The organism is Lysinibacillus sp. NPDC093210 (genome assembly GCF_044753985.1).
In the GTDB taxonomy this organism is placed as follows: Bacteria; Bacillota; Bacilli; order Bacillales_A; family Planococcaceae; genus Lysinibacillus.
Window position 1 is genome coordinate 1 of record NZ_JBIVOE010000015.1, and the last position, 23430, is coordinate 23430.

The following is a 23430-nucleotide window of genomic DNA, read 5'->3' on the forward strand; positions in this document are numbered from 1 at the left end:
ACTCTCCATAAAAGAAATTTGATTAGCTCAAATTGTTTTGCTGGCATCAATTTTGATGTCCAAAATTTTGTTTCGTTCACTAACGAAGTTAGCTAGTAAAAACTATATTGATTACGTTTTGCTTGTTCAGTTTTCAAGGTTCATTTCGTTACCAGTTATTTTCAGCAACTTTTATATAATAACATTTTCGATTTTCTTTGTCAACAACTTTTTGAAATATTTTATTTCCTTAAGAAATGACAACTTTTAAATCTTACCACTTTACAATGTTGATGTCAACACTTTTTTGTGTGTTATTAATGTTTTGTAATACTTAATGTTTCGTCGTCTTAGCGACAAGTAATAATTTAACACGATTCTATAATCTGTGCAAGTGTTTTTCTACAAAAATATCATTTTATAAAAAAAACGTCATTAGTAAGCTATTAATAGCTTATTCTAGCTTCAAAGTTATTGCATTTATTATTACTTTAAAACATTGTTATTACTATACCTCTGTTTTTGTAATTTCACAATAAAATAAAGAGACCCTTTTGATAAAGGATCTCCTCATTAAGATATTATTTTGTAGTGTGGCGCATTGTTGGGAATAATAATACGTCACGAATTGATGGAGAGTTTGTAAGAAGCATAATTAAACGGTCGATACCTATACCTAAACCACCTGTTGGCGGCATACCGAATTCTAAAGCTTCAATAAAGTCATTATCCATTTCGTGCGCTTCGTCATTACCAGCTTCTTTTTCAGCTAATTGTGCCTCAAAGCGTTCGCGTTGATCGATTGGGTCATTTAGTTCTGTAAAGGCATTTGCATGCTCACGACGCACGATAAACAATTCAAAACGATCTGTAAAACGCTCGTCCTCTGGATTTTTCTTCGCTAAAGGAGAGATTTCTACTGGGTGACCGAACACAAATGTTGGTTGTACAAGAGTTTCTTCTACTTTTTGCTCGAAGAATTCGTTAATAATATGGCCGACTTCGTGCGCAGCCTTTACTTCTACTCCATGCTCTTGAGCAAGTGCCTGAGCTTGTTCTTTCGTCATTGGTTGCCAGAAATCTACACCTGTAGCTTCTTTAACAGCATCTACCATGTGAACACGTCTCCAACCTACTGCTAGGTTGATTTGATCTTCACCGTATTGTACTAACGTTGTGCCTAGTACTTCTTGTGCTACATGTGCAATTAAGTTTTCTGTTAATGACATAATATCTTTGTAGTCCGCATAAGCTTCGTACAGCTCAATCATTGTGAACTCCGGATTGTGACGAGTTGAGATTCCTTCGTTACGGAATACACGACCAATTTCATAGACCTTTTCTAGTCCACCAACGATTAAACGTTTTAAGTGCAGCTCGATAGCGATACGCATATATAGTTCCATATCAAGTGCGTTGTGGTGAGTAATGAATGGACGTGCCGCTGCACCACCAGCAATAGTATGAAGCATTGGTGTTTCCACCTCTAAATAACCTGCGTTATCTAAATAGTTGCGAATAGCACGTATAATTTTAGAACGTGTAATAAATGTATTTTTGCTATCTTCGTTCGTCATTAAATCTAAATAACGTTGACGGTAACGTTGTTCTACATCTTGTAAGCCATGGAATTTTTCAGGCATAGGACGTAGCGCTTTTGTTAGGAATGTAAATCCTTCAGCCTTTACTGAAAGTTCTCCCACTTGCGTACGGAATACGTTACCACGTACACCTACGATATCGCCTAGGTCAGCTTGTTTAAATAAGTCATAAGCTTCTTCACCAACGTGGTCCTGACGAACGTAGATTTGAATTTGGCCACCTAAATCTTGAATATGTGCAAATCCAGCTTTCCCTTTACCGCGCTTTGTCATAATACGACCTGCGATAATAACTTCTTGTAAGTTTTCTTCTAGCTGTTCTTTTGTTTGATCTGCAAATTGTTCACGCACTTCTGTCGATAAATGTGTACGTTCAAATCGACTACCAAATGGATCTTGTCCGTTCTCTTGAATAGCAGTCATCTTTTGACGTCTCACCAAAAGCTGATCATTTAATTCTTCTATGTTTGACACTTGTTTCACTCCTTATTAAATTGTCCGCGTTTACGTCCATAATATTTCTATTGTACACAATTTTAAAGCTGTATTCATCTGTTTCGGTTTAATTTCCAAAAGAGTTAAAATTATTAATAATTCTAAAAATTAAAGTAAGCTTAAAAAGTTTTATTCCTTATACACTAGTTTGTTCTATATCTATCTTTCCATGAATCACATAAAAAAGAGGCCTCTCAAAATAAAATTGAGACACCTCTTTTCACTTTATACGATTAATTCTTTCTGCTCTGGCGCAAAAATTCCGGACTCAAGTTCTTCATACTCTTGCACAATCCCATTTAGTATAGCGCGTAGCTCTACTGCTGTTTCGGTTTGGTTAATGGCACTACGAGCTTTGCCGTTACCGCGAATACCTTTTAAATACCATGATGCGTGTTTCCGCATTTCGCGCACAGCCACACTCTCGCCTTTTAATTGTAATAGACGTTCAAAGTGCAGTAAACATACATCCATTTTTTCACGAACCCCCGGCTCGTCTTTTAACTCACCTGTTTCAAGATATTGAACTGTACGATAAATCATCCATGGATTACCTAATGCCGCACGTCCTATCATGACCGCATCAACACCCGTTGTATCAAGCATACGTTTTGCATCTTGCGGTGTTTCAACGTCGCCATTGCCAAGCACAGGAATATTTACATTTTCCTTTACTTGACGAATAATATCCCAATTTGCTTTACCTTCATACATTTGCACACGGGTACGACCATGAACCGCTACCGCTGAAGCGCCAGCACGTTCTACAGCCTGTGCATTTTCTACAGCAAAGACATGTTCATCGTCCCAGCCAATACGCATTTTTACGCTGACTGGCTTTTTCACAGCATCTACAACAGCTGCTACCATTTCATATATTTTGTTTGGATCTAAAAGTAAACGAGCGCCTGCTTCACACTTAATAATTTTATTTACCGGACAGCCCATATTAATATCAATAATATCAGCAGTTGTGTTTTCGTCTACATACTTCGCCGCTTCTACTAATGTTGTTTTATCTCCGCCAAAAATTTGTAATGAAAGGGGGTTTTCTCGTTCATCGATATAAAGCATACCTAACGTTTTTTCGTTTTTATTAACAATCCCTTTATCACTAATCATTTCGGCATATACAAGCCCTGCTCCAAATTCTTTTACTGTTAATCGGAAAGCAGAGTTACAAATCCCAGCCATTGGTGCTAAGACGACACGGTTGTCCATGACAATATCGCCAATTTGAAACGGCTTCTCAGTTGTCTGACTCAACGTCGATTTCCTCCTTCTACGGGCTTTACCCTACATTCCTAAAGATCTATTGTTAATGCTTAGGCAGTTATTGTTAAGTTAACCACAAATAATAAGGTATCATCACTTATGCCCGTTACTTCATAGACGGCATAAATCTCGTATCCGATGATTCCTTCCATAGCATTATGCCTTCCTCTTGGCAATTTAACTGTTTCAGCGTTTCATGCGCTCGTTGTAATTGCTCTCCTACTGGTGTAGGTGTAATTTCTATGAGTGGCACTAACACGAAAGCTCGTTCATACATTCTTGGATGTGGCACAAGCAAACTCTCTGTTTCAATATTTTCGTGATTGTAGAGCAAAATGTCAAGGTCAATGATTCGAGGTCCCCATCGAAACTCTCGAACACGCCCTAGCTCATTCTCTACTGACTGACAAACCTTAAGCATCTCCGAAGAAGAGTAGCTCGTTCTAATATAAACCGCAATATTTAAAAAGTCCGCTTGGTCAGTGTAACCTACAGCAGCTGTTTCATATATAGAAGATATACGGACAACCTCTACCCCTTCTTTTTCTATTAAAAGCTCGATGGCATGCTGAAGGTTTTCATAGCGCTCACCAATATTTGTTCCAATTGATAGATACACATCATTCATTAGAAATCACCTCTAATAAGCTCAACTGAAACTTCTTTATAATAACCATGTATCGGAGGATCTGGTTTAATGAGCTCAACTCGAACACCTTTCACCTTGTCAGGGTAAGCAGAGAGTATACTGTTTGCAATTTTCGATACAAGTGCTTCTATTAACTTAAGCGGCTCACCCTCAACAATGTCACGACATACCTCATACACTTCCGCATAATTTACCGTGTACTTTAAATCATCTGTTTCTCCCGCCTCTGTCATATCAACCGCAAGCGAAACATTGGCACGAAAGCGCTGACCAAGTGTTGTTTCTGCCGCTAAAACACCGTGGTAACCATAAAACTGCATATCCTTCAAATGAATATAGTCCATTATGCTTCCTCCTCGTATATACGTTTGCCGACTAACACATCTGTCATCTGCGAAGCACGTGCCATTTCTTTCACATCATGCACACGAATCATATGGCAGCCTTTTTCAATACCATAAACAACGGTTGCAATTGTTCCTTCTATACGTTCTTCTACAGGAAGCTGCAATACATTGCCGATCATCGATTTACGGGAAGTTGCTAATAACACCGGGTAACCCATGTCCACTAAATTAGCAAGATGCTGCATCATAGCAATGTTATGGGATGTTGTTTTAGCAAACCCAATACCCGGATCCAAAATAATATGCGTGTCCGGCACACCCGCATTTTTCGCAATCGCAATACTTTCTTCAAGATCAGCCTTTGCTGTTTTCCAAAAATCAGCTCCGTAGTCTATATTTTCACGATTATGCATTAAAATTATAGGTACATTTAGTTCTGCAGCAACCTGTGCAATGGCAGGTTCTGATTTCGCACCCCAAATATCGTTAATAATATGCGCACCCGCTTCAATTGCTGCACGGGCTACGTTCGCTTTATACGTATCAACTGAAATAATTGCAGGCACTTCTGCTATTAGCGCCTGAATTACTGGTACAATGCGAGCAATTTCATCTTCATCAGAAATACGCTCATAGCCAGGGCGTGTTGATTCTCCGCCTACATCAATAATTTTTGCACCATCAGCCACCATTTTTTTAGCTTGTTCTACTGCCGCCTCGACGTTATTGTATTTTCCTCCGTCTGAAAAAGAATCTGGCGTGACATTTAAAATACCCATTACGAATGTTTCGCTTGTATAATCTAATGTAATCCCGTTAATTGTTAACGGTGTTATATATTTTTCTAGCATGTTGACGCTCCTTCTATTCTTGTTCCACTTCTTTGACAAATGCTTCATGTAAACGCAAATAAATAGGTCCCTTATTGCCTAACAACTGTATATCTTCTATTCTACAAATGGGAACAAGCTCTTGCACAGAGTTTGTAATAAAACATTCGCACCCTTGTTCCACATCATTTTTAGTAAAAAGACCTTCTTGTACTTCAATTCCTAGTGATTGTGCGCGCTCAATTACCCACGCTCGCGTTATCCCTGGTAAAATACCAGCTTCTAAAGAAGGCGTATATAGTATATCATTTTTCACCCAGAAAATATTTGATGTGATACCTTCAGCAACATAACCTTCTTCTGTTAAAAAGAAACCTTCCTGCGCGGCTAATGAAGGTATTTCAAATCTTCCTAAAACGTTATTGCCATAATGATGTGACTTTACACGATACGCTCCTTCAGGCGTATTCCGTCTTGTCTCTAGCCATTGTGCAGTTTTTTCTTTCCCACGAGGTGCATCAAGTAATTCTTTACGAAAGACAATAACATTTGGTTGCGTATACTCCCTCGGTTGTAAACCAATACCATGCTCACCAGCAGATATATTTACACGAAAATAACCATCTGTTCCATCCGCCGCTGCATTTAGTTGTTCAAAAACAGCAAGCAAATTTTGCTTTGTATATGGCATGTGAATATGGAATTGCGATAGTGCTGCTTGTAATCTTTCCATATGCGCATCCCAAAACAGCACTTTTCCGTCGTAAGTACGAAATGTCTCAAAAAAACCTAACCCATATAAAAAGCCGTGGTCAAATGGTGAGATCCGTAATTCATCCGCCGCTACATAATTCCCATTAATCCAGCACTGCATTTTGCTTCGCTCCTTGTACGTACAATTCGATAAAATGATGCAGCAGCTTTTTCCCCTGTTCCGTCATAATAGATTCCGGATGATATTGCACACCTTCAATTGGATAGTCTTTATGACGAATACCCATAATTTCTCCTTCTTCAGTCCATGCAGTTACGTCAAAGCATTCTGGTAATGACTCTTTCTCCACAATAAGGGAATGATAACGTGTTGCTTTAAATGGATTTGGCATACCTGCATGTAGTCCTATTTCCGCATGTAAAACGGGAGACGTTTTGCCATGCATTAAACGCTCAGCACGAATAACATTACCACCAAATACTTGAGCAATTGCTTGATGTCCGAGACAAACACCTAAAATAGGAATATTTCCCGCGAAATATCGAATAATCTCTAAACTTTCACCAGCTTCGTTCGGACTACAAGGTCCTGGTGAAATAACAATCATATCTGGCGCAAGTTTTTCAATATCTTCAACTGTTAATGAATCGTTTCTTTTCACTATTAACTCATGTCCAAACTCTCCAAAATACTGCACAAGATTATATGTAAAAGAATCATAGTTATCAATCATTAAAATCATTTTGCTCGCTCCTCCGCCATCGCCTTAGCCTGCCACATCGCTTTTGCTTTATTTAGAGACTCTTGGTATTCTCTTTCTGGAACAGAATCTATAACAATACCCGCACCAGCTTGTATATGAGCCATTCCGTCTTTTACAAATGCTGTTCGAATAACAATATTTAATTCCATATCCCCTGTATAGCCTAGCCAGCCAATTGAGCCTGTGTATAATCCTCGACGTACTGGCTCTAGTTCTTCAATAATTTCCATCGTACGAATTTTAGGTGCCCCCGTAATCGTACCGCCTGGGAACATCGCTCGTACAACATCTGCATTTGTCTTGCCTTCAGCTATTTCACCACGAACATTTGACACAATATGCATTACATGTGAATAGCGTTCAATTACCATAAACTCGTCTACTTCAACAGTACCGTATGCTGAAACTCTCCCTAAATCATTACGCTCTAAATCTACAAGCATTACATGCTCAGCTCGCTCTTTCTCGTTATCAATTAATTCTTTCGCCAATGCAATATCTTCTTCTTCCGACTTTCCTCTCGGACGAGTGCCTGCTATTGGTCGTGTTGATAACTCATTACCATGACGCTTTACTAGTAACTCAGGAGATCCCGACACAACAGCAAACTCAGGCGCTTCAATATATGCCATATATGGCGACGGATTAAACGCACGTAATGCCTCATACACATCCATCGCAGTAGCATTTAACTTTTTAGATTGACGCACCGATAAATTCACCTGAAACACGTCACCCTGTGCTATATACGTTTGGATTTTTCTCACTGCAGCTTCGAAATCTGTTCCTGCGAATGACACAAGTAATTCACTTTCATCATTCACTACTTCAACAGCACTTGTCTTTTCAAATTTTCGTAAATGTAAACCTTCCTGTGCCGCTACTTGCCATGCATGCGCGCGCTCCTCTAAATTCACATCGCTGTCTGTTAACTTCATAAGCGTTACTGCGTTTGTCGTGACATCATGTACCGCCCAACAGTCAAATAAATAAAAATAAATATCGGGCACCATTAAATCATCCGATGCCACTTTAGGCAGCTCTTCAATTTTTCGAGCGTAATCGTAAGACACAAAGCCAATAGCACCCCCCTGAAAAACTGGTAGCTTAGGGTCATAAGTCAATTGATAAGTAGCTACTAATTGTTCTAGTAAATCAAGCGGCTCGCCAGTTAACATTTCACTGTTCCCATTTCTCCACTTGACTAGCAAACCACCTTCAATTGATTGGGCTGTTGCTAAAGGTTGCCAAGCCGCAATCGAATAGTGCCCCCCACGCCCACTCTCTAAAAAAACATGGGCTTGTTCATGTTCTGTTTGTTTCTTATAGCTATAAAAAAACGCGTCTGCGTCCATCTTCATTGATTTGGTTGATAATGTATTCACGTTGCTATTCCCCTTTGAATCATATGATGTGATTCCATCTTAACTAGAAAAATGAAAAGATGCGAATATTTTTTGCTAACAAAAAATAACTATAAACACCCCACTTACCACAACAGATCGCAAGCACAATGCCAATACTATTTAGTAACGTCCGCACCGTTTCTTTCACAAAATCGCAAAAATAAAAAGACTCCCATAATAGGTGTCTCTTTGGAGTGTAGACAAACCGTTGATTTCTGTTTCGTGCGCTTCATTTCCGCAGGCACGGCTCCAACTGATTTTCCATTCATGCTGTTTATGCAGAAGTGTCACACATCCCACAAAACGGAGCGTTCTAAAATTTCGAGGTGAATATAAACCTACATCTTCTTTCCAAAGTCGTTTGCGCAAAAGGAATATCATAGTAAAAAATTTTGAAATAAACCTTTTATTTTCGCGCATCTTAGAACGCTCAAAACGTAAGGCGCAACAAACATTGCACACATAAGAAACTTTAACGGAAATCAAGATAAGTCGTCACCGCTGTTCCAAAAAAAGTAGGCAAACTCAATTTATTGAGTTTGCCTACTTTGTGCAAGACTCATAGGAGAGCCTTTTTTATATTCGAATTAATCTTCAAATTGATATAAAGGTGTAGATAAGTAACGCTCACCGTTTGAAGGTACAATTGCAAGAACATTTGAGCCTTTACCTAAACGTTTCGCTGTTTCGATAGCTGCATAAATCGCCGCTCCTGAAGAAATACCGCATAGAATACCCTCTTCACGCGCAACTTTACGAGCTACATCAAACGCAATTTCATTTTCCACAGGGAATACTGATGAATAAACATCTGTATCTAATACTGCAGGCACAAATCCAGCACCAATACCTTGGATTTTATGTGGACCTGGTTGGCCTCCTGAAAGTACAGGAGAGTCTTTTGGTTCAACAGCAATAATTTCAATTTCTGGGTATTTCTCTTTTAATACGCTACCAGCACCTGTAATCGTACCACCTGTACCAACGCCCGCAATAAATGCATCTAATTTTAAGCCATCAAATGCTTCTACGATTTCTGGACCTGTAGTTAAACGGTGTACAACCGCGTTAGCTGGGTTTGTGAATTGTTGTGGTAAAAAGTATCCGTGTTCTGCAGATAATTCTTCTGCCTTTGCGATAGCACCTTTCATACCTGCTGGTCCTGGTGTTAACACTAAATCGGCACCGTATGCACGCAATAGGTTACGGCGCTCTAAACTCATTGTTTCTGGCATTACTAAGATTGCTTTATATCCTTTAGCTGCAGCGATCATTGCTAATCCAATCCCTGTATTACCTGAAGTAGGTTCAATAATAGTGCCACCTGGTTTTAACGTACCATCTTGTTCAGCAGCTTCGATCATTGCTAAAGCTAAACGGTCTTTTACAGAACTTCCTGGGTTAAAATATTCTAATTTAACATAAACAGTACCTTCGTTCTCACCTGTTGCATGATTTAATTTCACGATTGGTGTTTTACCAACTAATTCAGCTACCGAGTTTGCTAATCTACTCATTTATTAATTCACTCCTAATCCCTACTATTTTTATAGGTTTTACTTATTTTGTATTTTATCAATTTTTTAGTTGAATTGTCAATCAATAAAACTTATATTTTCAGAATATTTATTAGAAGCCAGAAAGTACGCTACTCCCTGGCTTCCTTTTATCATTTCTTTGCCTCACCATAATACCAAGTTGCCTTAAACTCTGACCAAAATGCTTCTGGTGTTATAGATTGTTGCAATTGCTCTAACGCAAGCTCTCGTTCGATATGTTCTTTCACATCGTCATATGTAAAGGATTGACCTTCTATTACTTCTTGAACTTGCACAATTCCGTAATGTCCGTTATCTAGCTTAAAGGCCTTACTAACCTCATTTGCTGATAAAGCTTTCGCTGCCTTTAAAATTGCTGGATCAATATTGCCCTGCTTTTCAGTTAGGAAACCGATATCGCCACCTAAACTGGCTGATGCGCTATCAATTGAAATCTCACGTGCAAGCACGGAAAAATCAGAGCCATTTTTCAGTTCACTTAACGCTTCTTCAGCTGCCTTCTTTGAATCCACCTCAATGAAATTCGTACGATAGCTTGTTTCAGTATTGTATAACGCTTTGTTTTCTTCATAGTACTTTTTAACACTATCTTCTTTAATAACTACATCTTTTGTCAGTACTTTATCTAAAATAAGGCCTGAGCGAATTTTCTGTTTTAGCTGCTCAGCTGATAAATTTTGCAATGCCGTATCGAATTTGTCTTGCGCTGAACGCATTAACGCAAGCTCTAAATCAATCTCTTTTTCAGACACTTTTATTTTATATTTATCGGCTGCCTTTTCCATCACTGATTCATTAACTAAATTTTGAAGTGTCTCTTTACCATAGCGTTCTTCCATAGCGATCATCCACTCTTGGCGTGTTATGACATCACCATCAACGGCAGCGACTTGTTCGTCGCTACCGATTTCCTGACCGTTATTTGGAATTAACCAAGCAATGAACCATAAAAGATTTCCTAATAATAATATGGTAAAAATTATTAAAGCCGGCTTTGTTTTTAAACGGCGCTGCAATAAAGGCGTTTGGTTTGATGTTGAAGATGGTTGTGGTCTACGATTACGCGTTGAGCTCATCAATAAACCCTTCTAATTCTTCTTTTGAGAAATGGTACGTTTCTAAACAGAAGTGACATTGAGCTTCTGCCTCACCATCTTCATCGATCATTTCTTGAATTTCCTGTGAACCTAAGCCTAAAATCGCTGCTCCAAATCGCTCTTTTGAACATTGGCATTTAAATTCAACCGGCATTGAATCTAAAATTTGGACTTTTCCTTCTCCTAGTACAGCCTCTAAAATTTGCTCTGGCGTATAGCCTTTTTCAATCATTTTTGATACAGGTTCAATTGTTGCTAAATGCTGCTCGATTGCATCAATCGTTTCTTCTTCACAGCCCGGCATAAGCTGAAGAATGAAGCCACCCGCTGCAAGAATTGAATTATCTGGATTTACCAATACGCCAAGTCCTACAGATGAAGGCACCTGCTCAGATGTAGCAAAATAATAAGTAAAGTCTTCTGCAATTTCGCCAGATACGATTGGTGTTTGTCCAGAGAACATATCACGTAAGCCAAGATCTTTTACTATCGTTAACGCACCTTCTGTACCAACACCAGCTCGTACATCTAATTTGCCTTGTTCGTTTAAATCAAAATGCACGTGAGGGTTTGTCACAAAACCACGCACTTCACCACGTGCGTTACTGTCAATCACCATAGGGCCGATTGGACCATTGCCCTCGACTTTAATTGTAATTTTTTCTTCACCTTTTAACATAGCTCCCATCATTACACCAGCCGTCATTGAACGACCAAGAGCCGCAGACACAACAGGCCATGTATTATGACGACGTTGTGCTTCCCCTACTGTTGCAGTTGTACATGCTGCAAAAACACGCACCTGCCCATTGAATCCTAATCCGCGAACTAAATAATCTTTCATAAATGAAAGTCCCTCTTTTCTATTGGTTACGTTTATATAAATTATATAACCCTTTTAATGTTAAAAATGGATCGACAACATCTATAGCTTGCGTCTCTCCAGCAATTAAATTTGCTAATCCACCTGTTGCAATAACTAGCGGCTCTTCCTTACTTTGTGCTTTCATGCGATTAACAATGCCCTCAACTTGCCCAACAAAACCATAAAAAATGCCCGCCTGCATCGCAGAAACGGTAGTTTTTCCAACAATATGTGTAGGACGCAGTATTTCAATACGCGGTAACCTAGCTGCCTGCGTATAAAGTGCCTCAGTTGAAATAGAAATGCCTGGTGCAATAGCGCCACCCATGTAATCGCCTTTTTCATTCAAATAACAATATGTTGTCGCTGTACCAAAATCCACAATAATTAACGGCGCTTTATAAGCACCCAGTGCTGCTATTGCATTTACAATACGATCCGAACCAACCTCGCGAGGATTTTCATATTTAATATTTAATCCTGTTTTTACACCTGGTCCAACTACTAGTGGTTTTTTGCGAAAATACTTTTGACACATAGATTCTAATGAAAACATAATTGGTGGTACAACCGAGGATATAATAATGCCAGTAATTTGTTCAAATGAAATGCCTGCATGATTAAAAAAAGCAAGTACTTGCATCGCATATTCGTCTTCCGTTTTATGAAGATCTGTTACCATCCGCCAATGGAAAGCTAGCTGGTCATTGGTATCGTAGACTCCTAATACTATATTTGAATTTCCTGCATCCAAAACTAAAATCATGGACGATGCCTCCATATCAGATTCACCTTTATGCCATGTGCTAATTTGCATTTAACGTTAATTATATTTGTGCAAATCCACTACAATGACAAGTCGCTCCTACTTTATTTTAAGAAGGCGCTTCAATGAGCGCCAAATAAAGTTTGAACACTTTAGAAAATGATACCACACTTTTAAGACATTGAAACAGCATTCCTACTCACGATAAAAGGAGCTACTCTACATTTTAGAAGGTAGCTCCTTAAACATTATTTAAAATTAAATTTTTCAGGATCAGGGCCACAACGCAAGCCGTCGTTCATTGCATCTAGCTGTGCCATTTCCTCATCTGTTAAAGCAAAATCAAAAACATGTAAGTTCTCTGTCATACGTGCTGGTGTCATTGTTTTTGGAATTGTTACAACATCATGCTGAACATCATATCGCAAAACAATTTGCGCTGGTGTTTTACTGTATTTACTTGCTAACTGTTGAATCAACTCTTCCTCTAACAATGAACCATTCATTAAAGGTGACCAAGCTTCCACTTGAATACCGTGTTCTTTACAGTAATAACGCACTTCTTCTTGCGTTAAATGGGGGTGGAATTCAATCTGATTGATGACTGGAATAACTGTAGTTTCTTTTAATAAAAGTTCTAAATGATGCACATGGAAATTACTTACACCTATCGAACGAACACGCCCGTCCTGATAAATTTTTTCAAGTGCTTTATATGCTTCAATATAGTTTGTATCTAAGCCTGGCCAATGAATTAAATATAAATCTAAATAATCTAAACCTAATTTTTCTAAACTACTATCATATGCGGCAAGTGTCTCTTCATAAGAAAGTCCATCATTCCAAACTTTAGAAGTTACAAAAAGTTCATCGCGAGAAACTAGTCCTTCGTCAATTGCTGCGCGAATTCCTCGCCCAACACTTTCCTCATTACGGTACACTTGCGCAGTATCTATACTACGGTAGCCTTTTGCGATAGCAGTTTTAACAGCCTCAGCCAAATCATCTCCATCTGGCACACGGAATACACCATAGCCTACTAAAGGCATTTCTAGACCATTGTTCAATGTTACATTTCCCATGTTCAACACTCCAATCCATTATGCATCTGCATAATATACTATTTATATCCTAATGCTTCATACTAAAAAAAGGCAAAGAAAAAGACTGCTTATGAAAATTCATAAGCAGTCTTTTACGTGATTACTCACGCTTTTCGTCGATTCCTTTTGGAGCATCATTTTGATCCGAACCTTCTTTTGGTAAATCCGCTGTTGTTGGAGTTGGCGCATCACTTAGCAATTCTTTTTCAAGAACAGGTTTTCCGACTTTTTCTAATGACGGTTGTGCTTCAGCTTTTGGCGCTTCGTCTTCAACGTTTTCCACCACTTCCGGTTCTGGTAGGACACCATGATCACGTAAATGCTCAATTTCTTGCGCATTTAATGTTTCTTTTTCCATTAATGTTGTCGCAATTAAATCAAGTAACTGACGGTTTTCTGTCAGAATTCGTTTAGTACGCTCATATTGCGTATCGATAATTTTTTGCATTTCTTTATCGATTTCATAAGCAACTGAATCAGAGTAGTTTTGATCTGAATTGAAGTCACGACCAAGGAATACATTTCCTCCTTGACTTGACCCAAACTGCATTGCTCCAAGATTTTCACTCATACCGTATTCAGTAACCATAGCGCGCGCAATACTTGTTACTTTTTGGAAGTCATTATGTGCTCCTGTAGATACTTCACCTAGCACAATTTCCTCTGCCACACGACCACCAAGTAGACCTGCAATACGGTCTAAAAGCTCTTGTTTCGTAGTGAAGAAACGTTCTTCCTTAGGTAACATAATTGCATAACCACCCGCTTGACCGCGTGGGACAATCGTTACTTTATGAACTGTATCCGCTTCATCAAGTTCAAGACCAACTACAACGTGACCAGCTTCATGGAAGGATACAAGCTTTTTCTCTTTTGCTGAGTAAACACGGCTAGCTTTTGCTGGACCTGCGATTACACGGTCAGATGCCTCATCGATATCTGCCATATTAATCGAACGTTTACTTTTACGAGCAGCTACTAGAGCGGCTTCGTTTAATAAGTTTTCTAAATCCGCACCAGAGAAACCTGGAGTACGTTGTGCTACAGCTGCTAAATCGACTGAATCCGATAGAGGCTTATTGCGTGCATGCACTTTTAGAATTGCTTCACGACCTTTTACATCAGGATGACCTACTGTAATTTGACGGTCAAAACGACCTGGACGTAATAACGCTTTATCTAAGATATCTGGACGGTTTGTTGCAGCGATAATAATAATACCTTCGTTCGCACCAAAGCCATCCATTTCCACTAGTAATTGGTTCAATGTTTGCTCACGTTCATCGTGTCCACCACCAAGACCAGCGCCACGTTGACGACCAACAGCATCAATTTCATCAATGAAAATGATACATGGAGCATTTTTCTTTGCATTTTCAAATAAATCACGCACACGTGAAGCACCTACGCCGACAAACATTTCTACGAAGTCAGAACCTGAAATCGAGAAGAATGGAACGCCAGCTTCACCAGCTACTGCACGAGCAAGTAATGTTTTACCTGTACCCGGAGGACCTACAAGTAAGATACCTTTTGGAATACGAGCACCAATTTCAGTGAATTTGCGGTGATCTTTTAAGAAATCAACGACCTCTACAAGCTCCGCTTTCTCTTCATCTGCACCCGCTACATCAGTAAAACGAACTTTTTTCTTTTGGTCATCGTAAAGCTTAGCTTTACTTTTACCAAAGCTCATTACTTTATTGCCGCCACCTTGAGATTGACTCATTAGGAAGAAGAATAAGAAGATGATAATGATGAATGGAATAATACCTGTAAAGAACTGTACCCATCCACTCGTTTCTGGTGCTTTCAAGAAATCTATATTGCTATTCTTATCCTTAGCAGCTGCATCGATTCGATCCATCAATGATTGGTTATCACGGGGAAGGTTAACTGTAAAACTTTCGCCTTTTTCATAACCTTTCATGGAACCTTCAACAATATATACTGATTTATCAGGTTGAATTTTTGCTTCTGTAATTTCATTCTTATCAAGAGCTTCTAAAAACTCTGGGTAAGTAATTTCTTTCGTCGGTGATTTACCACCGTTGAAAGTACCAAATATACCAATGATCACTAGGAAAATCAGTAAATAGAATATGGTATATCGAAATATTCGATTCATCTCCAGCCTCCTCATTACAAACAGAAAAATTATAAGTAAAATCTTAACATATCATGATTTCATCATACAACGAAAAGCCTTACTTAAAAAAAGTTTCGTTCGAATTTTGTCGAAATCTAAACATATTTATTCCTACTAATTACAATCCCAGCCTATTTGCACCCGGTGATTCCTTTTTGGCACAGCTTTTGTGTGCCCGTAATTGAATAGTATCTTAACGACACAACACCTATGTCAGCCGCTGGAGGCTTTAACTTGTACCCACTCGTAAAACAAGCGGATATTTAAGCATTAAAATGAATAAACTTCCGGTTTTAAAATACCGATGTATGGTAAGTTGCGGTATTTTTCCGCGTAGTCTAAACCATAACCAACTACAAAGCCATCTGGAACTTTGAAGCCAACATAGTCAGCAGCTAGATTTACTTTTCGTCCTGATGGTTTGTCTAAAAGAGTAACAATTTTGATTGATTTTGCTTTACGATACTTAAATAGATCAACTAAGTAGCTAAGCGTTAATCCGCTATCGATGATGTCCTCGATAATTAATACGTCACGCCCTTCAACACTTGTATTTAAATCCTTTAAAATCTTTACTTCGCCAGATGAAACCGTGGCATTACCATAGCTAGATACATCCATAAAATCTAGCTCAATAAAAGAATCGAAACGTTTCATCAAGTCTGTCATAAATGGCATTGCACCTTTAAGTACGCCAACAGCTAACGGGAATGAATCTTTATATTCCTCTGTTAATTGGGCACCTAGTACAGCGATTCTTTCTTGCAGTTGTTCTTCAGTAATCATAATTTTTTCGATGTCATTTTGTAACATATCGATTCCTCCTCGTGTTGTTTCAAAAATTTTCAACCTGTATGTAGGTGAAATATTTTACAAAGACCATTAGTCTACGATGAGCACTGTATCATCGCTTGGCTGCGGGGTAGTTGAAAAGTAAATACCCATACGCACACCAATTACCGCTACGACCTCGTCAGATTGAGAAATCAGTAACGGCCAGCTATTTCGCTCATTTAAAGGAATCTTTTCATCTATAAAAAGGCGAGATAAACGTTTGGGCTTATCCATTCCTTTTAACAGCATTCGGTCTCCTTCCTTACGTGCCCTAATATAGAGTGGAAGTGTAAGTTTATTAGCGTTAAAGTAAAAAAGTTGTGAAGCGTCCGTAAGCAATTCAGGTGCTAATTCAGATAGCTGAACGACAGATAAACGAATACCATTTGTCAATATCGTCCCACCATTAACTGACAAAACAAACCCATTTTCAGGATAATTTTCACTTTCTAATGATTCGCTTTTCTGAATCGTCAATTTGCCATAACGGCGAACTGCTATAAAACCTTCTGGCAAGTGAATTTCAGCATACCCAGATGTTGTTTCACAAAGCTTTGAAAGCGAAGTTAAGATAGCATAACTTTGTATCGTATTTGAATCTTTGTAAAGATAGTTTAATAGTATTAAAATGAGCCTCCTTTGTAAAGCAGGTGCTACCATTTCAAACGCTTCTATCTCCATACTATACATATTTCCATTGTATATTTTTACTGTTTTAGAAAATATGTCTTGTGCAAGTGTCATTAAGTACGCATCATCCTCTTGCAAATGCTTTGTAAAACGACTCGTCTGCTCAGCTACACGTGGGTTTTCCGCCTCCAATAGTGGTACTACGTGGTGTCTAAAGCGATTTCTTACGTAGGAATCTTTCGTATTGCTCGCGTCTTCACGATAATTCAAGCCTTGCTTCTGTAAATATTCCCTTATTTCAGACTTTGTAACCGTTAAAAACGGACGAATTAATGATTTTCCTTCAAAAAAACGCTGTGAGCGAATACCTTGCATACTATTCATCGTGGCATTTTTCGTCAAGGCCATTAATACTGACTCCAGTTGGTCGTCCGCATGATGTGCAGTTACAAGCTTGGTTGCCATCGTTGTATGTATGATTTCTCCAAAATAACGATAACGTTCCCTACGACAAATTAGCTGTGAGTTGCCATTTTCTGACGCTATGATTTCTGGAATTGGAATCGCTGTTGAATGCAGGATAACACCATATTCATCACAATATTTTTGCACAAAAGCTCGATCCTCCGCTGATGCCTCACCTCTTAACATATGATCGACATGCACTGCCTCGATTTCAATCCCCCATTGTTCTTTTGTTTTAACAAAGTAATGGAGTAATGCCATTGAATCTACACCACCCGAAACGGCGATGAGAAGATGATCGTCTTGCTGTAGTAATTGCTCTTCATCAATAAATTGTTTGACTTTTAATTCAAATGACAAACGCTTCTCCTCCCCTTTTCGTTTTCTTTTATGAAGATTTACTCATGGAATATTGAACCGGTTTAAATACCGCCCATGTTGGTACGACGTGGGTAACTTCTAACATCAACACTGTACAGTCATCTTCTATTTCATAATACGTCTGGAAGGACTGCATAATTGTTGTTAATTTATCTTGGATTGTTTTATTTGTGCTTGCTACCTGTTGTGCGAACGCTAAAAATGTTTCTTCCTGTTCATCCCAATCGGCGACACTTGAAAACAGTCCATCTGAATGCATAAGAATGACATCGCCTGCCTTAAGCTTTCTTTTTTCAGCCTCAACAGCTGAAATCGACAAAAAGCCAACTGGCGCTGCGTTACTTTCTACTTTCAACACCTCTTTACCTCGTAAAATATAGGTGGACATTCCCCCCGCCTTCCACGACCATAAATCACCATGTTGTAAATCCACTAGAGCAAAATCAAGCGTTGCATACATATCATCTTGTTGTTTAAGCGACATCACGTAATGCAATGTATGCATAGCAGTCTCGGGATTCATATTGAAATTCAAGCATTCCCGCATTAAATGAATCAATTTTCTACTCTCATGCTGTGCTTCTTTACTCTGTCCCATACCATCGGACAATAATATTGCAAATAGCCCTGGATGCAGTTGAAACAGCGCATGGGAGTCACCAGAATAGAGTGTTGCATCTTTTGACATGCTATATATATCATACTCTACTTCAAAGCTAATAGCTGACCTAAAGCTTACTTGTATGTGACGAAATGGTACATCACATTCAACTACTTTTTCAATTTCAAATGGTTCATCAAAAATATCATATAAAATTGGTAAAATCATACGTTCAGCCAATGTCGTGTCCTCTTCCCAATCGACACGTGCAGGTGCTAAAGCACACACTATTTTTCGTGCCCCTGCTTTATTGCTTAGCACATCAAGTTGAAAACATTCTATATGGGCATCCTTCAATCGTTGAACAATATCCTTCTCCACACTAACGAATGAGATCGTTTCTTCTTTCATCTCAGCGATGAGCTGATTAAGGTGATTACTCATATCACGTAGCTGTAGTGCAATCATTTTTTTACCGTGAAAATACTGGCCATTAATACGCTCTCTATAAAGTTCAGTATCTAACTCCTCGAATATTTTCGTTGATTTAACACATTTATAACGTATTTGTTCTTCTACTCGGTGAATAGCTGATTCCTTCCCTACCCCTTTCATATGAAACCAATCCGTCATAAGCTTGTCCATGCCATTATTTTGTGCCCCCCAGCACCGATCATGGCGAAAACAGCTTAAACATGTATTCATAGGGGCTACTTCCTCCTTCACTGCTACAGGAGCCGTCATAAAGCGTTCAAAGACTAGCTCTTTCATGAAATGAACAAAGTGTTGAAAGTGCTCTAGCTTAAATGTAACATGCTCTGTCAACCAATGCTGCCTTGCTAATAACACTTCTTCCCGTTGTGGAAAAAGCTTATTCCGTACTTTATCTGAATAGCCTTTAGGAATAACTAAAAAAATAATACTGCCTATAGCAATTGAAGTGAAATACACACTATCTAAAGGTAATGTTGCATCATAAAATAAAAAAAACACACTTGGCAGGATACTACCGATTGCAACACCAAATCTCCCTGCACGTGCTCCCATACCTGCACAAAGACCTGTTAAGGTAGCTACAGATAACATCCCTGTAAACGATAGCTTGGCCACCCCTATAAGCGTTCCAAGTATCGCTCCTATAACTGTCGCTAGTGGCACACTTCCTACAAATGCACCAAAACAAATTAGTAGCTGCAATAAAAAAATTGGCAATGAAAAATAGCTAATGACGACCGCTTGCATCCCTGTTAGCATAGCTGCAAATACAACTAGTGCTGAGCCAAGCCGTTCATATGTCCAATTGCTTGTAAACCACTCATAAGAGTTGACGAAGAGCACTTGCATAAATAACGTCATAATAAGTGCTAAGGCTACCTCACACCCTACATAAAATTGCACAAGTACTGGCGGAAGACCCTGGTACATTATGCCCTGCCACAGTACTTGCACGCTTAGTACCGCAAGAGAAACGGCAATGCTTTGAGGGAGTCGCCAATATCGGAAACGCATTATACACTCGTACATGCCTATTTGTAATGCTAGAATGAGGACTTGTCCAAAACCTAGGAAATAGCAGCCTATTAAACCGCCTAATAATACGAATTTCGCATACTCTTTATACTTACTGCGAATTATCGCCCAAAAAGGTACAGAGAAAGGTACAGCTGCTTCAAACACAACAGATTGAGCTAAAAAAAAGGATGTTAAAAAAAATAGGGAACCTATAAATAATTGCCTTTTTCTCGCCCCCGATTTTTGGTCGTCTACATTCGCTGTTTCATACCATTCAACACTAGTCATTTCATAATCCCCTTTCTACACTTTTTCGTTATTATAAGAAATTATGTGCGGAAAGATTGTCTGACGATGGCAAAAAAAAATATAAACATTTCGACGAATACATATGCATAAATACGATAATTGTCAGTAACTACTAAAAAAATGGATAGCTGTACATGTTTGCAGTAAATATTTTTCGCAATATTCCACTATTAACTGTATTTATGGTACTAATGTCAATTTTCGCGTTCAAATTATTCATTTCTTTGTCTTTTCATTAAGCTAATACACGTTTTTTCAATTTTATTAGATTTTTATTAAACTTTTTTCATAAAGATATTGACACTTTGTTTGATGGATTGTATTATTTAACTTGTCCTTTAAAAAGACATGCGGAAGTAGTTCAGTGGTAGAACACCACCTTGCCAAGGTGGGGGTCGCGAGTTCGAACCTCGTCTTCCGCTCCAATACTGTTTTGGCGGCCTAGCTCAGCTGGCTAGAGCGTACGGTTCATACCCGTAAGGTCGGGGGTTCGATCCCCTCGGCCGCCACCATAATTGGCCCCTTGGTCAAGCGGTTAAGACACCGCCCTTTCACGGCGGTAACACGGGTTCGAATCCCGTAGGGGTCATACATGTAAAAACGTCTCAGATATTCATCTGAGGCGTTTTTTTATTGTTTCAGACATAGTAACAAGTATCGTTAGCATTTTAGTATACCTACCTTCTCAAAATGTGGCATACTTATTATAAAATGCTCATGTTACTAGGAGGTTCACTGTCTTTGGGTTCATTAACTAAAGCTGCTTTAACATGCGGGAGTGGCTCAATGATCATTCTCGTATCAATACTCATTAACTTACCCTTTGCCATACAAATTTTCTTACTTCTTGCAGGTCTCATCATAAGCGTATACGGTGTGTACTTACTCGTAAAAATGGTGACTAACCCTGTGGAGAAGACACCTGAAACAACACCGGAGCAGCCTGTGTCAGCTCCAAAGAAGAAAAAAGGACCAACATCAACTTTATAGGTACGCCCTACCCAAAATCGTACTTCACCACGTAATTTCAACTACATGAAATTACGTTTTTTCGATTCCAGTAATACTAACTGCCCTCGGCCACTGGAAAGAATTTGCGTTTATAAACAAAAAAGATTAGCCTTTGTTATAAACAAAAGCTAATCCCCGTTCTATTTAATACACTTTTTCTACGATTAAAACAGTCAGCAAACTACCCTCTTCTAGCCCCGCGACCACCACGTTTTGACTCTGTAGCACGTTTTAATGTTGCTAGACGTTCATCACTATCTTTTAAGAAACGTGCCATTTTTTGCTCAAAGTTTTCCTTCGGCTGATGGCGTTCGTTACGATCATTAGAACGATTGTCACGACGCGGACGTTGAGGACGCTCTGGTCTCTCAGCTTGAGGCTTTGCTTTACGGATTGAAAGACCAATCTTTCCATCCGCTTCAACATTCATCACTTTTACTTCAACTTCATCTCCAACTTTTAGATGCTCATTGATATCTTTTACATAATTGTCAGCAACTTCACTGATGTGTACTAAGCCTGTTTTGCCGTCTGGCAGCTCAACGAATGCTCCAAAATTTGTGATTCCTGTTACTTTACCTTGTACCTTGCTGCCTACTTCAATTGACATAAAAAAAATGCTCCTCCTTAAAAATTAAGCGACTCTTTTGAGCCATGTAATCAATTTAATCAAACTTTTTACTTCAATAAGTTTCTCTTTTCATTATATATAACTAAAAAAGTGTGTCAACAATACATAGCTTTTCAGTCGTCTTTTTTATCTTCCTTCTCAGGAATAATGAAAATAATTTCACCTTCCTCTGATAAGAAGTACTCTTTGCGTAATAGCTTTGCTATATACTCATCATCTTCTAATTGTTTAATCTTAAGATTTAACGAATCCTGCTCATCTTTTACCTTTACCAAATGCTGAGTTGCCTCTTGTTTTTTCTTTTCTTTTTCAGCTAACGTTTCAGACTGATGGACTAGAACATTTATGAGGAAGGCGATAATGACGACTGGCACAATCGCAAAAAAAACAATTCGGCGTATTTTTCGTTTACGCGATTGCACTTTACGATTCATAGCCTTATCCGTGTTACGGACATAGTCATTATCAAGCTTTGTGTAGTTTTGTTGTTCATCTTTTGATGAATGACGTTTAGTCATGCCCGCACCTCCGAAGTTATTGTTGTCTTTTATTATACTTGATATATCGAAATTTTTTTAATAAAGTGTAGGACAAATACGAATAAATTTTGACAAAAGGTCTTAAGACGAATGCTCCAATTTTCATAAATATGTGTAGGATTTGTCGAATAATAGCGATTATTAAACGTACGATAAACCAAAAGGGTTTCCATGTTATATTCACTATTATACGTGCAACGAAACGTAAAAAGGTTTGAAAAAAGGTCTGATATAAAAATATACCAGCAATCTGCGCAAGCGGGTCGTAAGCCCGCCATGCGCCATCTTTTAACCAAAACAATAAATAATACGTTAACCCTCCGAGTAGAATCCAAGTCAATAATTCTAGAACCATCATCCACTTTCGGAGGCTTGACCTTTTTGGAGTTGAAAAAACAATGAGCCTTACACTATCAATAATAAATCCAACTGCGATACCGCTCACAACCATGACTAATAGCTGAACGAATTGCTGACTAACAATCATCCAAACAATTTATGAAGGAAACCTTTCGAGAAGCCACTTTCCTCCTCGTCATACTGTAAGGTTTTTACAGTTCCTTCAAGCGTCAATAACCCTTTGTCAACATCTAAGTGAACGATATGCAGTTCCTCTCCACGAATCAATAAATGCCCTTGGGACGTCTTAATAAAAAACTCTTCCTGATCAAAGCGTTCAATTGATTTTACAGAAGTCATGTCCATTCTTTTACGATTACGAATCGTTAAAATATGTTCTCCAGATGGAATTGTGTAACGATTACTTTCTTGATGTAGCGTCATTTTTTTCCTCCTTTAGTCGTCCTAGCTTCTGTTCACTTTATGCGGACAACCTTAAAAGCATGACAAACTTTATGAAAGTTGCCTTACTTTTATTAAGAAAAAATTTATAACATTATTAGCAAATCAATTACAACT

General features: G+C 38.6%; 22 protein-coding genes and 3 tRNA genes. 4 read left to right on the forward strand and 21 right to left on the reverse strand.

Annotation, left to right across the window (positions count from 1 at the left end):
- Nucleotides 1–560: 560 nt before the first annotated feature.
- The 17 genes from lysS to ACIP9C_RS22300 all read right to left on the reverse strand — a co-directional run bounded on the left by lysS (nucleotide 561) and on the right by ACIP9C_RS22300 (nucleotide 20310).
- On the reverse strand, nucleotides 561–2063 hold the full coding sequence (gene lysS, locus ACIP9C_RS22220) for a lysine--tRNA ligase (RefSeq protein WP_401014794.1): 1503 nt from the start codon (nucleotides 2061–2063) through the stop codon (nucleotides 561–563).
- Between the two features lie 237 nt (nucleotides 2064–2300).
- Nucleotides 2301–3341, reverse strand: a complete 1041-nt coding sequence (dusB, locus tag ACIP9C_RS22225) for a tRNA dihydrouridine synthase DusB (protein WP_401014797.1) — start codon at nucleotides 3339–3341, stop codon at nucleotides 2301–2303.
- 115 nt (nucleotides 3342–3456) lie between these two features.
- The gene (gene folK, locus ACIP9C_RS22230; protein ID WP_401014800.1) at nucleotides 3457–3978 is read right to left on the reverse strand and encodes a 2-amino-4-hydroxy-6-hydroxymethyldihydropteridine diphosphokinase; all 522 of its coding nucleotides are present in this window, start codon (nucleotides 3976–3978) and stop codon (nucleotides 3457–3459) included.
- On the reverse strand, nucleotides 3978–4343 hold the full coding sequence (gene folB / locus ACIP9C_RS22235; RefSeq protein WP_401014803.1) for a dihydroneopterin aldolase: 366 nt from the start codon (nucleotides 4341–4343) through the stop codon (nucleotides 3978–3980). The genes folK and folB overlap by 1 nt, the downstream gene beginning before the upstream one ends.
- Nucleotides 4343–5197, reverse strand: coding sequence for a dihydropteroate synthase (gene folP / locus ACIP9C_RS22240; protein WP_401014806.1), 855 nt, complete (start codon nucleotides 5195–5197; stop codon nucleotides 4343–4345). The genes folB and folP overlap by 1 nt, the downstream gene beginning before the upstream one ends.
- A gap of 13 nt (nucleotides 5198–5210) precedes the next feature.
- Complete coding sequence (gene pabC / locus ACIP9C_RS22245) at nucleotides 5211–6050, reverse strand: aminodeoxychorismate lyase (protein WP_401014808.1); 840 nt, start codon at nucleotides 6048–6050, stop codon at nucleotides 5211–5213.
- Nucleotides 6034–6633, reverse strand: coding sequence for an aminodeoxychorismate/anthranilate synthase component II (gene pabA, locus ACIP9C_RS22250; protein WP_401014811.1), 600 nt, complete (start codon nucleotides 6631–6633; stop codon nucleotides 6034–6036). The genes pabC and pabA overlap by 17 nt, the downstream gene beginning before the upstream one ends.
- The gene (locus ACIP9C_RS22255; RefSeq protein ID WP_401014914.1) at nucleotides 6630–8009 is read right to left on the reverse strand and encodes an anthranilate synthase component I family protein; all 1380 of its coding nucleotides are present in this window, start codon (nucleotides 8007–8009) and stop codon (nucleotides 6630–6632) included. The genes pabA and ACIP9C_RS22255 overlap by 4 nt, the downstream gene beginning before the upstream one ends.
- Nucleotides 8010–8647: 638 nt before the next feature.
- Complete coding sequence (gene cysK, locus ACIP9C_RS22260; RefSeq protein WP_337980132.1) at nucleotides 8648–9577, reverse strand: cysteine synthase A; 930 nt, start codon at nucleotides 9575–9577, stop codon at nucleotides 8648–8650.
- 152 nt (nucleotides 9578–9729) lie between these two features.
- Nucleotides 9730–10695, reverse strand: a complete 966-nt coding sequence (locus ACIP9C_RS22265; protein ID WP_401014815.1) for a peptidyl-prolyl cis-trans isomerase — start codon at nucleotides 10693–10695, stop codon at nucleotides 9730–9732.
- Nucleotides 10679–11560, reverse strand: a complete 882-nt coding sequence (gene hslO, locus ACIP9C_RS22270; RefSeq protein ID WP_401014818.1) for an Hsp33 family molecular chaperone HslO — start codon at nucleotides 11558–11560, stop codon at nucleotides 10679–10681. The genes ACIP9C_RS22265 and hslO overlap by 17 nt, the downstream gene beginning before the upstream one ends.
- 19 nt (nucleotides 11561–11579) lie before the next feature.
- Entirely contained in the window at nucleotides 11580–12347 is a 768-nt protein-coding gene (locus ACIP9C_RS22275) for a type III pantothenate kinase (protein ID WP_401014821.1), read from the reverse strand.
- A 248-nt stretch (nucleotides 12348–12595) separates the two neighbouring features.
- Nucleotides 12596–13429 (reverse strand): aldo/keto reductase, encoded by an 834-nt coding sequence (locus ACIP9C_RS22280; protein ID WP_401014824.1) that lies wholly within the window; start codon nucleotides 13427–13429, stop codon nucleotides 12596–12598.
- 121 nt (nucleotides 13430–13550) lie between these two features.
- Nucleotides 13551–15578, reverse strand: a complete 2028-nt coding sequence (ftsH, locus tag ACIP9C_RS22285) for an ATP-dependent zinc metalloprotease FtsH (protein WP_401014827.1) — start codon at nucleotides 15576–15578, stop codon at nucleotides 13551–13553.
- Nucleotides 15579–15869: 291 nt separating this feature from the next.
- A complete protein-coding gene (hpt, locus tag ACIP9C_RS22290) occupies nucleotides 15870–16412 on the reverse strand; it encodes a hypoxanthine phosphoribosyltransferase (protein ID WP_228134267.1) in 543 nt (180 codons plus the stop codon).
- A 69-nt stretch (nucleotides 16413–16481) separates the two neighbouring features.
- A complete protein-coding gene (tilS, locus tag ACIP9C_RS22295) occupies nucleotides 16482–17888 on the reverse strand; it encodes a tRNA lysidine(34) synthetase TilS (protein ID WP_401014830.1) in 1407 nt (468 codons plus the stop codon).
- A 28-nt stretch (nucleotides 17889–17916) separates the two neighbouring features.
- Entirely contained in the window at nucleotides 17917–20310 is a 2394-nt protein-coding gene (locus ACIP9C_RS22300; RefSeq protein ID WP_401014833.1) for a SpoIIE family protein phosphatase, read from the reverse strand.
- 371 nt (nucleotides 20311–20681) lie between these two features.
- Between ACIP9C_RS22300 and ACIP9C_RS22305 the strand changes: the two genes are divergently transcribed.
- The 4 genes from ACIP9C_RS22305 to ACIP9C_RS22320 all read left to right on the forward strand — a co-directional run bounded on the left by ACIP9C_RS22305 (nucleotide 20682) and on the right by ACIP9C_RS22320 (nucleotide 21321).
- Nucleotides 20682–20756, forward strand: a tRNA-Gly gene (locus ACIP9C_RS22305).
- Nucleotides 20757–20766: 10 nt separating this feature from the next.
- Nucleotides 20767–20843: transfer RNA gene (locus ACIP9C_RS22310), tRNA-Met, on the forward strand.
- A 5-nt stretch (nucleotides 20844–20848) separates the two neighbouring features.
- Nucleotides 20849–20920 (forward strand) — tRNA-Glu (locus tag ACIP9C_RS22315).
- 152 nt (nucleotides 20921–21072) lie between these two features.
- Nucleotides 21073–21321 carry a hypothetical protein gene (locus tag ACIP9C_RS22320; protein ID WP_401014836.1) on the forward strand — a complete coding sequence of 83 codons (249 nt, stop codon included), beginning with the start codon at nucleotides 21073–21075 and terminating at the stop codon, nucleotides 21319–21321.
- A 202-nt stretch (nucleotides 21322–21523) separates the two neighbouring features.
- On the opposite strand, the gene ACIP9C_RS22325 is transcribed toward ACIP9C_RS22320, so the two are convergent.
- From ACIP9C_RS22325 to yabP, 4 genes are all read right to left on the reverse strand, one after another.
- Nucleotides 21524–21952, reverse strand: a complete 429-nt coding sequence (locus tag ACIP9C_RS22325; protein WP_024362602.1) for a S1 domain-containing RNA-binding protein — start codon at nucleotides 21950–21952, stop codon at nucleotides 21524–21526.
- Between the two features lie 134 nt (nucleotides 21953–22086).
- Nucleotides 22087–22491, reverse strand: coding sequence for an FtsB family cell division protein (locus tag ACIP9C_RS22330; protein WP_401014840.1), 405 nt, complete (start codon nucleotides 22489–22491; stop codon nucleotides 22087–22089).
- 16 nt (nucleotides 22492–22507) lie between these two features.
- Nucleotides 22508–22999: a spore cortex biosynthesis protein YabQ gene (gene yabQ, locus ACIP9C_RS22335; protein WP_401014843.1), complete on the reverse strand. Its 492-nt coding sequence runs from the start codon at nucleotides 22997–22999 to the stop codon at nucleotides 22508–22510.
- Nucleotides 22996–23295 carry a sporulation protein YabP gene (yabP, locus tag ACIP9C_RS22340; protein WP_004229167.1) on the reverse strand — a complete coding sequence of 100 codons (300 nt, stop codon included), beginning with the start codon at nucleotides 23293–23295 and terminating at the stop codon, nucleotides 22996–22998. Before yabP ends, yabQ begins: the two co-directional genes overlap by 4 nt.
- Nucleotides 23296–23430: the final 135 nt, after the last annotated feature.

Coding starts and splice junctions, on each gene's coding strand:
- cysK (WP_337980132.1), bottom strand. CDS start 9,577: ATGAGTAGATTAGCAAACTCGGTAGCTGAATTAGTTGGTAAAACACCA.
- folP (WP_401014806.1), bottom strand. CDS start 5,197: ATGCTAGAAAAATATATAACACCGTTAACAATTAACGGGATTACATTA.
- pabA (WP_401014811.1), bottom strand. CDS start 6,633: ATGATTTTAATGATTGATAACTATGATTCTTTTACATATAATCTTGTG.
- ACIP9C_RS22300 (WP_401014833.1), bottom strand. CDS start 20,310: ATGACTAGTGTTGAATGGTATGAAACAGCGAATGTAGACGACCAAAAA.
- folK (WP_401014800.1), bottom strand. CDS start 3,978: ATGAATGATGTGTATCTATCAATTGGAACAAATATTGGTGAGCGCTAT.
- ACIP9C_RS22325 (WP_024362602.1), bottom strand. CDS start 21,952: ATGTCAATTGAAGTAGGCAGCAAGGTACAAGGTAAAGTAACAGGAATC.
- ACIP9C_RS22275 (WP_401014821.1), bottom strand. CDS start 12,347: ATGATTTTAGTTTTGGATGCAGGAAATTCAAATATAGTATTAGGAGTC.
- hpt (WP_228134267.1), bottom strand. CDS start 16,412: ATGTTACAAAATGACATCGAAAAAATTATGATTACTGAAGAACAACTG.
- yabP (WP_004229167.1), bottom strand. CDS start 23,295: ATGACGCTACATCAAGAAAGTAATCGTTACACAATTCCATCTGGAGAA.
- ACIP9C_RS22255 (WP_401014914.1), bottom strand. CDS start 8,009: ATGGACGCAGACGCGTTTTTTTATAGCTATAAGAAACAAACAGAACAT.
- ftsH (WP_401014827.1), bottom strand. CDS start 15,578: ATGAATCGAATATTTCGATATACCATATTCTATTTACTGATTTTCCTA.
- folB (WP_401014803.1), bottom strand. CDS start 4,343: ATGGACTATATTCATTTGAAGGATATGCAGTTTTATGGTTACCACGGT.
- ACIP9C_RS22330 (WP_401014840.1), bottom strand. CDS start 22,491: ATGACTAAACGTCATTCATCAAAAGATGAACAACAAAACTACACAAAG.
- hslO (WP_401014818.1), bottom strand. CDS start 11,560: ATGAAAGATTATTTAGTTCGCGGATTAGGATTCAATGGGCAGGTGCGT.
- ACIP9C_RS22280 (WP_401014824.1), bottom strand. CDS start 13,429: ATGGGAAATGTAACATTGAACAATGGTCTAGAAATGCCTTTAGTAGGC.
- pabC (WP_401014808.1), bottom strand. CDS start 6,050: ATGCAGTGCTGGATTAATGGGAATTATGTAGCGGCGGATGAATTACGG.
- ACIP9C_RS22265 (WP_401014815.1), bottom strand. CDS start 10,695: ATGAGCTCAACGCGTAATCGTAGACCACAACCATCTTCAACATCAAAC.
- yabQ (WP_401014843.1), bottom strand. CDS start 22,999: ATGATTGTTAGTCAGCAATTCGTTCAGCTATTAGTCATGGTTGTGAGC.